We start from the raw sequence: 13,714 nt of genomic DNA on the forward strand, positions 1-13,714 counted from the left end.
TTAGAATCAAGGCAAAAGGTACAATAGCGCCAACTTTTAGCAAGCTAATTCAAGATTCCATGAGCAATACGCCTAAACCAATGGCCCTAATCATCCTTGATGGCTGGGGCTACAGTGAAGATCCGACCGATAACGCCATCATGGCTGCTAATACGCCCAACTGGGACAAGTATTGGCAGCAATACAGCCATACGCTCATTTCCGGCTCTGGTACCGACGTTGGTCTACCTGACGGACAGATGGGCAACTCCGAAGTAGGCCATTTAAACCTAGGTGCAGGCCGGGTGGTTTATCAGGATTACACCCGGATCAGTAAAGCCATTGTCGACGGTGACTTTTTTGAAAACCAGGCGTTAGTTACAGCAATCGATAAAGCCGTTGCGCAGAATAAGGCTGTACATCTGATGGGACTGCTCTCGCCAGGCGGCGTGCACAGTCACGAGCAACACTTTCACGCAGCACTAAAATTGTGTCATCAACGCGGCGCAAAGAAAGTGTATATCCATGCCTTTCTGGATGGCCGCGATATGCCACCTCGCAGTGCCGAAGCCAGCCTGACATTAATGAATCAGGTTTGTAAGCAACAGGGCGTGGGGCGTATAGCCAGTATCATTGGCCGTTATTTTGCTATGGATCGCGACAATCGCTGGGAACGAATCGAGGAAGCCTATGCGATGCTGACGGAAGGCAAAGCCACTTATCATGCTGATGATGCAGCCGCTGGCTTACAAGCCGCTTATGCGCGTGATGAAAATGATGAATTTGTAAAAGCCACCACCATCGGTGAACCCGCAGCTATAGAAGATGGCGACAGCGTCATTTTCATGAACTACCGAGCAGACCGAGCACGCCAGTTAAGCAAAACTTTTGTCAATGATGACTTTGATGGCTTCTCACGCAAGGTTCGCCCACAACTGGCCGACTTTGTCATGCTCACGGAATATGCTTCCGATATAGCTGCAAGCGTCGCCTACCCTCCGATTGCCATGACCAATGTCTTAGGTGAGCACCTGATGAAGCTCGGTAAGAAACAGTTACGCATTGCAGAAACTGAAAAATATGCTCACGTGACTTTCTTCTTTAATGGTGGTCGTGAAGAACCTTTTGCTGGCGAAGTTCGAAAGCTCATCCCCTCACCGCAGGTCGCAACTTATGATCTGCAACCAGAAATGAATGCCGCCCTGGTCACGAACCATTTAGTTGAAGTTATCGAAAACCAAAGCTATGACGTGATTATCTGCAACTTCGCTAATCCTGATATGGTAGGCCACACCGGCAACTTTGATGCTACTGTCAAAGCCATTGAAGCATTAGACGTTTGTATCGGCCGCATCGTAGATGCGCTGGAAAAAGTGGGCGGTGAAGCTTTAATTACAGCCGACCACGGCAACGCCGAAAAAATGGCTGATGCCTCAACTGGCCAAGCTCATACTGCGCACACCAACGAACCGGTTCCTCTTCTTTATGTCGGCCGAAAAGCGATGATTAAAGTCAGTGATGGAGTTCTCTCTGATTTAGCTCCAACCATGTTAACCTTGATGGGCTTACCCATTCCTGAAGAAATGACGGGGCGCCCAATTTTTGAAGTTAACTGATTTTTTGGTTTTATTTTCTCATAAATCAACGCCACGGTGTCTACTGCTGGCGTTGACTTTGTTTTTTTCATCCTCTGCGCTAGCTGCACAAAATCAGGAACGTGCAGAGCAGGAACTGCAGCAATTAAAACAAGTTATTAGCCAGCTCCAAAAACGTTTAGCTGAAAACCGTAGCCAGCAGAGTGACACCGAAAAAGCGATTCAAGCAATTGACGTTAAACTCTCAGCGGTCAGCAAGGAGTTACGCGACACTCAAAGCAAAATCACACAGAACAAAAATCAACTTAACAAACTGCAGAAGCAGAAAACCGAAAAAAACATCCTTAAAGAGCAGCAAAGAAAACAGCTTTCTTCTCAGTTAAGAAGTGCCTATATTGCAGGTCAGGAAGAATACATTAAGCTTCTTTTGAATCAAGAAGACCCAGCAAAAATCTCCCGTATGTTGCAGTATTACCGCTACCTCAACGAAGCACGCATTCGCGACATTGAGGCTTTGCAAAAAACCTTACAAGAACTACAGCAGGTTGAACAACAGATTAACTCTAAAACACTTGAGTTAACTGAACTTGAAACAAAGCAAAAGCAACAAGTTGAGCAGCAGCTTTCTTTAAAATCTCAACAAACAGATGCGCTCAAACAGCTCAAGCAAGAATACCAAAATCAAAATACGCGTCTGGCACAGCTTCGTAAAGACGAGCAAGAATTGCAGTCAATCATTTCCTCACTGCAACAAACCCTTGAAGAGTTTGCTCCCAAGCAGTCTCTCAAAGGATTAGCAAAACACAAAAACAAGCTTAACTGGCCAGTTAAGGGATCCGTTGAACATCGCTTTGGCAGTAATAAATTTGAAAACAAAGTGAAGTGGAACGGTATAGTCATTAATGCATCATCTGGCCAAAGTGTGCAATCGATTTATAATGGACAAGTCGTTTTTGCAGATTGGTTGCGCGGGTTTGGACTAATGGTTATTATCGATCATGGTCAAGGCTACTTATCACTATATGGACAGAATGAGAGTTTGCTTAAATCCACTGGGGACTGGGTTGAAGCAGGTGAGCCTGTCGCAACCGTGGGGAGAAGTGGCGGCAGTTCAGAACCTGGCTTATATTTCGAAATTCGATATAAAGGCAAACCACAAAACCCATTAAGCTGGATCAAATAATTCTACGATGAGTACTGAGGGAAACTTATGAATCACATGGTGTACTGTTTAATCTTTTGGTTAGCTACCTGCCCACTCATTGGAGCGGCAGAACACCCTGATGAGCAAGCTCCAGTACAACAAGCCTCCCCACAAAACTCTATCGAAACTCTGCCCTTAGATGAGCTAGCGGCTTTGGCTGATGTCTACGCTGAAATAAAAAAATCTTACGTTCACGAGTTGACCGATAAAGAAATTCTCGACGGCGCCATTCGAGGCATGCTACATAATCTCGATCCATACTCTAGTTACTTGAATGCTGAAGAGTTTGCCCAACTGGAAGAAAGTGCTACCGGTGATTACGCTGGCATCGGTATTGAAGCCATCCACTTACCCGAAGGTATCAAAGTTATGGCGATTATCCAGAACTCGCCTGCGGAAGAGGCAGGACTTGAGCTCAACGACATAATCACTGATATTAATGGCATCTCAACAAAAGGCATGTCAGATGTCGAAGGCTCCGAACTAATGCGAGGCCCGCCCGGCAGTAAAGTTTCCCTCAACGTCATAAAGGCTAATGCCAATAAGACCAAAAACATTACCATTACTCGCCAAATTATTCATACCACCAGTGTGCGCTATCAGCTACTTGAGCAGCAGATTGGTTATGCTCATATTAATGAATTTCAAATTCGCTCGGCCAATGACCTGAGCAAAGCAATTAGCGCAATGGAAAAACAAAATAAAGCACCATTGGCTGGGTTTATCCTAGACTTGCGATACAATCCTGGTGGCTTATTGGATGGTGCGATAGAGGTCAGTGACTTATTTTTAAATGGCGGAGTGATTGTTTCGACTAAAGGTCGATTACCTGAAGGTAATGAATCTTATACTGCAACGTCAGGGGATATCCTTCGCGGCAAACCCATGGCTATATTAATCAACGGTAGCTCCGCTTCTGCTTCTGAGATTGTTGCGGGCGCCTTACAGGATCATCACAGAGCGACTATCATCGGCACAGATTCTTACGGAAAGGCTATGGTGCAAACCATTTTACCAGTCCATGGTGGAAATGCAGTAAAGCTTACTACCGCCTTGTACTATACGCCTGATGGTAAATCGATTCAGGACTCTGGTATTAGCCCTGATATTTCAGTTGAATTTCAACCGATTGAAAAAGCACAGAACGGCCCAGTTTCCACTCGCGCTGGTCAGGTATTGAGTGACTACAAAAGTGATAGTCAGGTGATGTCGGCCTTCGAACACCTAATTCAACTCATGCACTCAAAGCCCCTTTGACTGTTCAAGAACATCCCAGAACCCCATCTTATTGAATTAATAGTACTTTTCTTATTTTCTACTGTCCTTCACACTAAGTCTGATAAGCTGGTATTAACCCTTTAGTATTTACAAATAGCATGTGTTTGTTCATATTCTATAAAGAATACATAGTTTACCCTTGGTTTAACCATATCTTTGGAGAATATCAATGAAGATTATTCGTGGCACTCTTATTATCACTCTTTTGGCCTTACTGGCAGCTTGTGGTGGTGGCAGTGATGGTGACTCTGACAATCAGACACCTACCAACCAATCTCCTTCTGCCAGTGCCGGGGCTGATATTACTGTCTCTGAAGGTGAACTGGTTGAATTGAATGGTTCAGGCACTGACAGTGATGGAACCATAAGCAGCTATAGCTGGAGCCAAATTAACGGAACAAATGTCACCCTAAGCTCTACCAATACTGCAGCAACCAGCTTTACTGCACCGGCCACGAACTCAAGTTTACAAATTACGCTGCGATTAACCGTTACCGATGATGACGGAGCAAGTGACAGTGACGATGTGGTCATCACAGTTAACACGGAAAATGCCCCCGAAACTGTCACTGTTTCAGGTAAAGTCACCTATGATAACGTCCCTCATAACACGTCCACTAATGGACTGGATTACAACAATACCACCAAAGATCCTGTGCGTGGGGCGACTATCCAGGCGTTGCAAGGCAACTCCGTTATAGCCAGCTCTAAAACGGACAATAACGGAAATTATAGCTTTAACTTACCTTCTTTAACCGACGTCAGGATTCGTGTTCGCGCTGAGTTAACCAAATCTGGTTCACCGAGTTGGAACACCCGAGTAGTTGACAATACTAATAGCAAAGCCCTCTACGTGCTTGACTCCGCGATATTCTCAACAGGAGCGTCCAACCAGACACTGAATTTGAATGCAGCCTCAGGTTGGGGTGGCAGTAGCTACACCTCTACTCGTGCAGCAGCTCCGTTTCATATACTCGATCGTGTTTACGAGACAATAATAAAACTTGAGGCCGTGGACGGTAGCATTAATTTGCCAACCTTAAGCATTAACTGGAGTGTTAATAATATTCCTCAGTCAGGCGACCGAACTCAGGGCCAGATCGGCACCTCATTTTATAGTAATGGAGAAATCTATTTGCTGGGAGCGGAAAATACTGATACCGACGAATATGATGGTCATGTAATTATTCACGAATGGGGGCACTATTTCGAAGATAATCTGGCTCGCTCGGACAGCATTGGTGGCTCTCATTCTGGCGGTGACCGACTAGATATGCGAGTTGCATTTGGCGAAGGATTTGGTAATGCCTGGGCAGGTATCGTAACGGACGATCCTTTCTATAGAGACTCCCTTGGTTCAAATCAGTCTCAAGGATTTTCAATCAATGTCGAAAATAACAATGTCTCAAATAAAGGTTGGTTTAATGAAAGCTCTGTACAAGCGATACTGTACGACATTTATGATGGCCTTACTGACGACACAGCAAACCTTGGATTAGCTCCTATTTATGAAGTTCTTATTAATGAGCAAAAAAATACCGAAGCTTTTACTAGTATTTTCAGCTTTATTACTTACCTCAAAGACAATAATCCTGGCCAAACAACCCAAATAAATAGTTTAGTCAACGAACAAAATATAGTCACCAATATGGATATCTGGGGAAGTAACGAGTTAAATAATGGTGGTAATACTAATAACCTTCCGGTTTATGTAACCATAAGCCCTAATAACTCCGCAGTTGAAGTCTGCACTAATACAACCAATGGCAGTGACAGAAACAAGCTGGGTAACCACAGATTTTTGCGTCTGAACATATCAACATCTGGCAGTTACACACTTCGACTTACGCCAAACGCTGCCAATGATGTTGATGCGTATATTTACTCCCGAGGCTCTCTGATCGCCTTTAATCAGGATGGCGGTACGGGCGTGGTCAACGTTACAACAAACCTTCAGTCGGGAATATACGTTGTTGATACCCTCGCTTATGACTCAGGTGGGACAAACATTGCTGCTGCCTGTTATGACGCTCAGCTTATTAGTAACTAACACAAAATTAAGGCACATATTATGAAATCTCTAACTACAATATTAACGTTTATTAGTAGCTTGGTACTGGGTATTTTGTCTCTGTCTGCCTGTGCCAACCAAACTGAAACCAGCAAAACCAGTCATGCTTACCAAAGCCCAGGAAAACCTGGTAACGATATTGCTATCAATTATCGCATAAGCAAGGAGCGCGTCGCTGTTGGTGAAGCTGTTCAAATCCATCTGTCATCGGTGAATAACAAACAAGATGTTATCGCACGACTACAAACTACTGACAAGCTGCTAACAACCAGTAGCAAGGAGCTCACCTTCCAAGCGGAAACCTCGAAGCAGCAATCCGAAGAACTGGTTATTACAGTTATCCCACAAGAAGAAGGCATTCACCTGGTTACTATTTTCGCAAAAGAACTGTCAGTAGCATATGAGAAGCCGATAGCGATTCAGATCGTTGCAGGAGACAAACCTGTCAGTGAATATCTAGAGATTAATGGCAGACTGGAACAGCAGGAAGATGGCGAAACGGTAATCTCGATGCCCGCTGAAGAAAAGTGATATTCTGTAAAGCTTTTTCTTACTTACTATTTCAATCACAAAAAAACAGTGAGCAATTGCTCACTGTTTTTTTGTAACCTGATGAATTATCATAATTGAGCTAAATAATCTTTCAATAAATACAGCGCCGCAATACTGCGAGCCTCACTAAACTCATCAACCTTTAAAAGTTTATCTATATCATTAATTTTCCACTCAACCACTTCAATCGGCTCTGGCTCATCCCCTTCCAGTTTGCTTGGGTATAACCCTTCTGCTACAACAATGTCCATTTGATGACTTAAATAACCTGGGGCCAAACTAACTTTACGCAACACTTGAAGATGATTTGCCGCGTAACCAACCTCTTCCTGTAACTCACGATTCGCCGCCTGCTCACTACTTTCACCTGCATCAACCAAGCCTTTAGGAAAGGCCAGTTCATAGCGCTCGACCCCAGCGGCGTATTCTTTAATCAGAAGCATGGTGTCTTTATCTAACAGCGGCAATATCATCACAGCGCCATGTTTGCCTGCTTTCAGCCTTTCATAAATACGGAAAACACCATTAGAAAACTCAAGCTCCATTTCTTCCACACCAAAAATTCGCGTCTGCGCAATAAGCTTAGTCCGTTTGATTTTAGGTGGTTCACGCATATATTCTTATCCAATAATTTCATTCAGTTGATTAATGCTCGGGAATTTCAAACCGCTTTTGACCGGTAGCGACATGTCAGGCTGGCTTACCGACAAGACCAGTTTAACTCCTGACTGTTGCGCTACCGTTAAAATCTCTTCTGAGTCATCAACAAATAAGCACTTGTCCAACGGTATATTTATTTCCTGTTGCAAACGAGCCCAGAAATCGAGCGATTCTTTGGGCCGAGAAAATTGATGCGAAGAGTAAATATCATCAAAGTACTTAGCTATTAATACTCGATCCATTTTAACCGCTAATGTATCCGGATGAGCATTGGTTACCAGCACTAATCTTTTATTATGAGCTTTTGCCTTATTCAAGAATTCAAGGGTTCCCGGACGAATGGCAATATTATGTGCCAGATCATACTTGTGCTTGATGATATCGATGCCTAATTGCTCGCTCCAAAAGTCTGTACAATACCATTCAAGGGTGCCCTTATAGTCATGGTACAAATCAAACAATTGCTTTTGTGCAACTTCAAGGTCAATGGCCAGCTTATCAGCGTAGAGCCTGGGCACTTGCCTTAGCCAAAAATCATTATCAAATGCCAGATCGAGCAGAGTACCATCCATATCTAATAAAATGGCTTCAAGCTCATCCCACTGGCTTTGTGTTAAGGCAGGCGACCATTCCATTTAATAAGGATCCTGTTGTCTTCAGTCCGACCCAACTGAGTTAACCACTGTTTAATATTTGAAGGAACATCAGTCTGTGTGCTGACATCAAGTTGATACTGCTTATCGAAACCGACTTCAAGCGTACCTTTCAGATCTAGTATTCCTGGGTTGTCGGTAATAGTTAGTAATGCTCGGCCATTGTCAGTACGCTCAACAGTGAAATGAATGTCGCCAAGCTCAAGAACCGAATTGGGATAGCCAACTACCGCATTCTGCCAATAGCCATTGGCATCTAATGTTTTCAATTCTTTAGTCGCTAATTCAATACCATTAATGTCACCTATGAAACGCCCCGAAAGCTCGGTGATCGGTAGTTGTACCCAATCCAGAATGCTCGATGCTTCAATCTGGTAACGAGCACTATTCACAACCATGTTCTGGCTATTAAGGATGACATCACCCTCCAGAGACACGCCATTATCATTGACTGTAATATGAGAACTTAGGTTCCCAATCAGCAAATTGAAAAAGCTAGTCTTAATGGAGATATCTTCAATCGAGCGACCTTGATATGTGATTGACTCTAAAGAAGCCTCCCATATAGTTCCCGAAGGCTGATTGAGTGTCAGTTGTTTCAGATCATTGGTTGCCCACGGCAACACGATTCTTGCCGGGGCCATGACAACCAAGAATATCAATAATACCGTAACTCCAATTATGGAGCCTAAAACCCATTTCTTCATGAAACTTTAATCAGTTTGATCGAAGCATCCACTTTGCCCACAGTATCCTTTTTTGAAACTCGTAATGTATCAACAACTAATCCGCGCTCCTGCTCTAACAGTGAAATCCAACGCAGTAACTGGTCAAACTCGACATCATCCAACCGCAATTGAATCTCTTTATTACGTTCGCGCTCTTCAATTCGAGAGAAACTAAGACCAAAACTTTTTGCGCTCTGATTAACCAACTGGTTTAGAGACACATTAGTATTATTGGCCTTTGCCGGACCCGCACTTTTAATCGCTGCGACTTGCTTCTGAACAGTAACCATCTGACTTTCGTAGTAACTTAAATCATCATTTAAATTGTCAAAATAACTTTTCAATGGCAACACAACCAACAAAAAAACCAGCAAGATAGTCATAGCAATCCCGAGTGCTAACACCATATTCTGCTCGCGCTTCTGCAATCCAGAATACAAAGTTTTAATAGCGCTCATTGTTTGACTCCTACAGATATTCTAGCCGACCAAACCCCGCCGTTTTCTGATGCATTTCGCATCTCGACTTGCATACCGGAAGATTCTAATTTATTTTGTGCACCGGTTAATGTTGTATAGCTAGCTGCTTCGACATCAAAGCTTAATTGCGCCTGGCTCGATAAATACTCCAACTGAGAAACTTTAATTTCTTTTGGGTTAATTGCTGCCAATGACCTATCAAATAAGAGCATAAAGCTATTCGATGAAGCAGCATCCCCCCCCAAAGTTGAAAAACGATTTGATACTTGTATCAATCCAGTATTCACATCATTGATATTAGGGAAAACCTCCTGAACACTGACCAACATCTGCTGCTTTAAATTCGCTCTCTGTTGACCCAGTACAATCATTTGGCTAATCATATAAATGATACCGACTCCAATAAGAACGCTAGCAGCAATTGTCGGAAGTTTCCATTGGCCCAAGTTCATCTGGCTTTTCTTCTGCGATGAAAACTCTTGCTGTAAAAGATTGATCGACGAATTATCAAACTGACTACATAACCATTCCAAGCTGTTATCGACTGACATTTTCTGAATAGCTAATCCTGCAACACCTGAAAGCAATTCACTTTGCTCGTCAGGGCTATAAATTCGGGCTGCCTGTGAGACTGTTTGATTTTCTTCAAATTGAGTCTGTAAATTCCAGTTAACTAAATCCTCCAGCATGTCTACTTCAGTTGACCAGTATTCATTGGCAGACTGTCTGACTAAAACAGAATCATCATGTTCTAATAACGTCCACGCATCCTCAAATAATGGTAAGCATGCGGCATCTGAAACTGCAAAATCTGGCTCAATAGCTGCTTCTTTAAGCCGCTCAAGTACACTGGACAGGTAGGCCTTATCAATAACATTAACAGCTAACATCCCATTACTGTTAACACCACCTAAAGCAAACATTTGATGCTCTACATTGTCGAGCACCTGCTCCTCCAATATGTAAGGAACGGCTTTTTCCAATTGTTTACGGCTTCGTGTTGGTGCTTTAACATTAAAACAGCGTACTCGACTGGCTGGTAATAGCAGTATGACTTCCTGTTGATTAGCTTGTTCAGCAAGCGCAATCATATCATCCAGCAATAACTCACCCTGCTCCTTAAGTTTAGGAACAGACTCCTCATAGGTTAAGAGTCCCCACTCCAAAGACTCTTCATCACTTTTTAATCGAATAAATAATCGATCTTTCATTGCTAATCTCCAATGTGGCGTGCAACCACTTGAAATTCATTGTCAGATTTCATCAGTAATGACTGCACTTTAGCATTTCCAGTTTGCACCATTGCCGTTGCAGTTAGCTGCATATACTGGCTATCAAAAACTAATCTGCCGCGCCCATCTTGAGACACCTTACCACTCCCCAAAGTCTCAAAAAAGGTGGCTTCATCGTAACCATCTTCTGGTAACTGTTCTAAAGCCTGTCTAACCGTAGCCAGGTCAACATCTTCTAATAGTATCCAAACCAGTTCTGCATGCTCAGGCTTCACCGTATTAACATTAATGGTTCCCTGTTCAGTGGGCAACACACAAATATAATCTTTTATGCTGTCATAAATATTAGCATCAAATCCCTTCACCACCATCAACTCGCTGGTGTGGGCCATAAATGTATTGCCTGTCCGATAAGGCTTGGTATAGCCGGTATAGGTATAATCTTCTGCACCATCGATACCGCTAGGTTCAAGGTCATCATCAATCCAGTCACGAACAGCTGTAGCTAAGGCTTGAGGTGATGATTCTCCGCTTTCGATGAGAGGCTCAATTAACTTGGTAAAAAGTTTTTGACCTGGTAGCACTTTATTTCTATCGCCAGTTGACTCTTCTACCACCTGTAAACCACCCAATTGTTCGCCCTCTCTTTCATCATTGGGGCCTCCAGCCTGAGCCACTGATTCCATAATAATGCTGTTGAGGTTAAAGCAGCTATGCATGTCTTTTATAGAACCTTGTAGCTGCCCCATATTTTGTTCAATAGGGAACATCATAGGACTCTGTGCCCAGGGCTGGTTTCTGTGAACTCTTTCCTGCTCACTTTCTTCAAAATAATTCTGCAACAAGCTTTTAGCAAACTCCTCAGCGCCGTACATATACTGATAGGCTTTAGAGCTGTTAATAATATTAGCTGTACGACGGTTATTCATATTCTGATTAGATAAAATATGAATCGACATAATACTTAATACGCTGAATATCACTAGCACTGTAATTAAAGCGATGCCATCTTGACGATTCGCTTTGCATATTTGTTTTGACACTGTTGTAGAAGATCGCTTGTTCAAGTCTAACGCCTCCCACGGTTATCACTACCGTCATTATCGCGTTCTGATTCACCACCACTCCTGCCATCACCACTACCGTCATCACCACGCTCGCTAGTACTAAAATCAGTTAACGGAAATAGCCGATAAATCTCTCCATAATCTTGTAATGAAATAGTGACTTTTATAGCTTGTGGCATAGAGCCCTTAGTGCCGCGGTCAATGATCCAATCTTCTTTCCAGCTTTCCTGATCTAGAAATTCAAGCTTGAACTCATTGACGCCTTTTAACATCACTCGCGTTAATTCCTGTCCTTCTTGTGCTGGATCGATATACAGCCAATGGTGTCGTAATAGCTCATCGTCAACAAACTCATATTTTAAATGTTGTAACTCGCTACGCTGTAGCTTTGCTGGATTTCGCCAACCTGCCCGAGTAAATTCCAGATAACTATTGACGCTATTGCTTTCGCCAACAATAAGCGGCGAGGTATCTCCGTACTCATCCCGACGTGTTCGTGGAACCAGATAGCGGATATCTTCTTCCAACTGTCGAACCGCCATTTGTACTTCACGTAATCTCTGGATTTGTTTGTCATTAGAATCCGAAGCTTTTTGTACAAAGGTAAATACCTGTAATGCTCCTGCTACCACAATACTAAATACAAATAACGCGACCATTATTTCGGTAAGAGTAAATGCTGACTGCTTTAAATCTAGTCTTTTCATCAGTCTTTCTCTTTCTTACCGACAAATCCAATCATCGAAAAGCTGCCCTGCTCTCCCGTTAAAATAACTACAGTCACCCTACGCATATTTTCATCCGCTGTATTGGCAACCTCCTGTTCCCAACGCCACTCCTGGCCCACAAACTCAACTTCCCCTTGTTTACGCCCTACTGAAGGCCATTCATCATTAAGTTGCAACTCGGCCAAATGATTTTGGGCAATGTAGCTGGCTAATGTCCGTTCTTTGGCATTGCCAATCGCGGTCACGCTGGCAGCATACAACCCAGTTAACATGGGCGTAATAAAAATAGCAAACACTGCCAAGGCTATTAATAGCTCCAGCAGGCTTAAGCCTTTTTGTCGTTTGCCCATTATTGATTTCATTAATTTACTTTAGCTTGCCTATTAAAACGATTCATTCAGTTCCAAGTCCCAGTCATGGCGGTAATGCCCTTCGATGGCTGGTGTCAATTCGACATCACCTAAGTAATTACCGGTCACACGGTAAAACCTTGCATCATCTCTGTCTAAACCAATAGTCACCGTAAACTCATTCATTTCGCCGCTGGAGAGAATGAAGATTTGTGGTGGTTCAACCTTATTGGTTTGCTCGTCCTCGGCCTGTTCATTTTCTGCATCACCTTTCACCACGTCATCATTTGAGCTTCCGAGCAAAGCTTCCTGCCCTTCAACATTGACATACATTTCAATAGGCTCATCTAACTCAACCTTTCGCAACAATGGATGGTCTTGCAATGGGTTCCAGCGCGTTCCGTCATATATCATGAAGCTGTAGCCATCCTGCTCGACTCGAATCCCAACCTCAATACCACGAATGATCGATTCTTCTTGTGCAATCTGTATCAGACCAAAGAGTTGATGTGCTTTATTCTTCAATTTTGCCGCATCATTATCCGAAAAGGCGATTACTGCCACCGACAACATGATGCCCGCAATTGCCAGGGCTATAAGAATTTCAAGCAGGGTGAACCCTGCTTGAGTAATGGGATGTCTAAAAGACTGCTTACTGATTGTCGCGGTTGAAATTGGCTTCATGTACATTCCAAGGACTAATGTCCATATTCTCACCGTCACCACCCGGACGACCATCAGCACCTAAAGTATAGAGGTCATAATCATGGTTACGTCCTGGTTGCATATAAACATATTCACGCTTCCAAGGATCAGTAGGGATCGCACGGCTGCCTAGATAACCGTTACGTGGATAATTCTGTGGCACTGGATTAGTTGAAGGCTTCTCAATCAAGGCTCGTAAACCTTGCTCAGTAGTTGGGAAATAGCCATTGTCCAATTTGTAGTTTTGCAAAGCCATCTCGATAGTACCTAGATCAGACTTCAACTTCTGCAAATTAGCTTTATCAGTATTACCCAATAAACTTAATGTCACTACGGTACCCATAATGGCAACGATTGCTAAGGCAATCAAAATCTCAGTTAAGGTAAAACCTTTCTGTTTGCGCAATATACGTTTCATTTCAACTCCGAAAAA

Annotated in this window: 15 protein-coding genes; 5 read left to right on the plus strand and 10 right to left on the minus strand. The window is 43.2% G+C overall.

All coding sequences use genetic code 11. The annotated features are described in order from the left end of the window. Positions 1–59: 59 nt before the first annotated feature. The 5 genes from gpmI to KKOR_RS11570 all read left to right on the plus strand — a co-directional run bounded on the left by gpmI (position 60) and on the right by KKOR_RS11570 (position 6,658). Positions 60–1,595: a 2,3-bisphosphoglycerate-independent phosphoglycerate mutase gene (gene gpmI, locus KKOR_RS11550; protein ID WP_015781313.1), complete on the plus strand. Its 1,536-nt coding sequence runs from the start codon at positions 60–62 to the stop codon at positions 1,593–1,595. A gap of 58 nt (positions 1,596–1,653) precedes the next feature. Further along, the gene (locus KKOR_RS11555; protein WP_228638641.1) at positions 1,654–2,757 is read left to right on the plus strand and encodes a murein hydrolase activator EnvC family protein; all 1,104 of its coding nucleotides are present in this window, start codon (positions 1,654–1,656) and stop codon (positions 2,755–2,757) included. 27 nt (positions 2,758–2,784) lie between these two features. Continuing rightward, positions 2,785–4,035, plus strand: a complete 1,251-nt coding sequence (locus KKOR_RS11560) for a S41 family peptidase (RefSeq protein WP_015781315.1) — start codon at positions 2,785–2,787, stop codon at positions 4,033–4,035. Positions 4,036–4,225: 190 nt separating this feature from the next. Continuing rightward, positions 4,226–6,106 (plus strand): PKD domain-containing protein, encoded by a 1,881-nt coding sequence (locus KKOR_RS11565; protein WP_015781316.1) that lies wholly within the window; start codon positions 4,226–4,228, stop codon positions 6,104–6,106. A 21-nt stretch (positions 6,107–6,127) separates the two neighbouring features. Further along, entirely contained in the window at positions 6,128–6,658 is a 531-nt protein-coding gene (locus KKOR_RS11570; protein ID WP_015781317.1) for a hypothetical protein, read from the plus strand. A gap of 89 nt (positions 6,659–6,747) precedes the next feature. On the opposite strand, the gene nudE is transcribed toward KKOR_RS11570, so the two are convergent. The 10 genes from nudE to gspG are packed head-to-tail and all read right to left on the minus strand — an operon-like array spanning position 6,748 to position 13,699. Next, positions 6,748–7,293: an ADP compounds hydrolase NudE gene (gene nudE, locus KKOR_RS11575; RefSeq protein WP_015781318.1), complete on the minus strand. Its 546-nt coding sequence runs from the start codon at positions 7,291–7,293 to the stop codon at positions 6,748–6,750. 6 nt (positions 7,294–7,299) lie between these two features. Next, a complete protein-coding gene (gene yrfG / locus KKOR_RS11580; protein WP_015781319.1) occupies positions 7,300–7,974 on the minus strand; it encodes a GMP/IMP nucleotidase in 675 nt (224 codons plus the stop codon). Continuing rightward, positions 7,953–8,699: a type II secretion system protein N gene (locus tag KKOR_RS11585; RefSeq protein WP_015781320.1), complete on the minus strand. Its 747-nt coding sequence runs from the start codon at positions 8,697–8,699 to the stop codon at positions 7,953–7,955. The genes yrfG and KKOR_RS11585 overlap by 22 nt, the downstream gene beginning before the upstream one ends. Then, positions 8,696–9,178 carry a type II secretion system protein GspM gene (gspM, locus tag KKOR_RS11590; RefSeq protein ID WP_015781321.1) on the minus strand — a complete coding sequence of 161 codons (483 nt, stop codon included), beginning with the start codon at positions 9,176–9,178 and terminating at the stop codon, positions 8,696–8,698. Before gspM ends, KKOR_RS11585 begins: the two co-directional genes overlap by 4 nt. Beyond that, positions 9,175–10,410 (minus strand): type II secretion system protein GspL, encoded by a 1,236-nt coding sequence (gene gspL / locus KKOR_RS11595; RefSeq protein WP_015781322.1) that lies wholly within the window; start codon positions 10,408–10,410, stop codon positions 9,175–9,177. The genes gspM and gspL overlap by 4 nt, the downstream gene beginning before the upstream one ends. Before the next feature lie 2 nt (positions 10,411–10,412). Beyond that, on the minus strand, positions 10,413–11,498 hold the full coding sequence (gspK, locus tag KKOR_RS11600; protein WP_015781323.1) for a type II secretion system minor pseudopilin GspK: 1,086 nt from the start codon (positions 11,496–11,498) through the stop codon (positions 10,413–10,415). Between the two features lie 2 nt (positions 11,499–11,500). Further along, positions 11,501–12,205, minus strand: a complete 705-nt coding sequence (gspJ, locus tag KKOR_RS11605) for a type II secretion system minor pseudopilin GspJ (protein WP_015781324.1) — start codon at positions 12,203–12,205, stop codon at positions 11,501–11,503. Then, positions 12,205–12,588, minus strand: coding sequence for a type II secretion system minor pseudopilin GspI (gene gspI, locus KKOR_RS11610; protein ID WP_015781325.1), 384 nt, complete (start codon positions 12,586–12,588; stop codon positions 12,205–12,207). The genes gspJ and gspI overlap by 1 nt, the downstream gene beginning before the upstream one ends. Positions 12,589–12,609: 21 nt before the next feature. After that, positions 12,610–13,260, minus strand: a complete 651-nt coding sequence (gene gspH, locus KKOR_RS11615; RefSeq protein WP_015781326.1) for a type II secretion system minor pseudopilin GspH — start codon at positions 13,258–13,260, stop codon at positions 12,610–12,612. Further along, positions 13,229–13,699 carry a type II secretion system major pseudopilin GspG gene (gspG, locus tag KKOR_RS11620; protein ID WP_015781327.1) on the minus strand — a complete coding sequence of 157 codons (471 nt, stop codon included), beginning with the start codon at positions 13,697–13,699 and terminating at the stop codon, positions 13,229–13,231. The genes gspH and gspG overlap by 32 nt, the downstream gene beginning before the upstream one ends. Between the last annotated feature and the right edge of the window lie 15 nt (positions 13,700–13,714).

The sequence above is a fragment of the Kangiella koreensis DSM 16069 genome, from assembly GCF_000024085.1.
GTDB lineage: Bacteria > Pseudomonadota > Gammaproteobacteria > Enterobacterales > Kangiellaceae > Kangiella > Kangiella koreensis.

Bases quoted from the DNA above. Each gene is read 5' to 3' on its own strand.
- gpmI (WP_015781313.1), top strand. From the start codon at position 60: ATGAGCAATACGCCTAAACCAATGGCCCTAATCATCCTTGATGGCTGG.
- KKOR_RS11560 (WP_015781315.1), top strand. From the start codon at position 2,785: ATGAATCACATGGTGTACTGTTTAATCTTTTGGTTAGCTACCTGCCCA.
- KKOR_RS11565 (WP_015781316.1), top strand. From the start codon at position 4,226: ATGAAGATTATTCGTGGCACTCTTATTATCACTCTTTTGGCCTTACTG.
- KKOR_RS11570 (WP_015781317.1), top strand. From the start codon at position 6,128: ATGAAATCTCTAACTACAATATTAACGTTTATTAGTAGCTTGGTACTG.
- nudE (WP_015781318.1), bottom strand. From the start codon at position 7,293: ATGCGTGAACCACCTAAAATCAAACGGACTAAGCTTATTGCGCAGACG.
- yrfG (WP_015781319.1), bottom strand. From the start codon at position 7,974: ATGGAATGGTCGCCTGCCTTAACACAAAGCCAGTGGGATGAGCTTGAA.
- KKOR_RS11585 (WP_015781320.1), bottom strand. From the start codon at position 8,699: ATGAAGAAATGGGTTTTAGGCTCCATAATTGGAGTTACGGTATTATTG.
- gspM (WP_015781321.1), bottom strand. From the start codon at position 9,178: ATGAGCGCTATTAAAACTTTGTATTCTGGATTGCAGAAGCGCGAGCAG.
- gspL (WP_015781322.1), bottom strand. From the start codon at position 10,410: ATGAAAGATCGATTATTTATTCGATTAAAAAGTGATGAAGAGTCTTTG.
- gspJ (WP_015781324.1), bottom strand. From the start codon at position 12,205: ATGAAAAGACTAGATTTAAAGCAGTCAGCATTTACTCTTACCGAAATA.
- gspI (WP_015781325.1), bottom strand. From the start codon at position 12,588: ATGAAATCAATAATGGGCAAACGACAAAAAGGCTTAAGCCTGCTGGAG.
- gspH (WP_015781326.1), bottom strand. From the start codon at position 13,260: ATGAAGCCAATTTCAACCGCGACAATCAGTAAGCAGTCTTTTAGACAT.
- gspG (WP_015781327.1), bottom strand. From the start codon at position 13,699: ATGAAACGTATATTGCGCAAACAGAAAGGTTTTACCTTAACTGAGATT.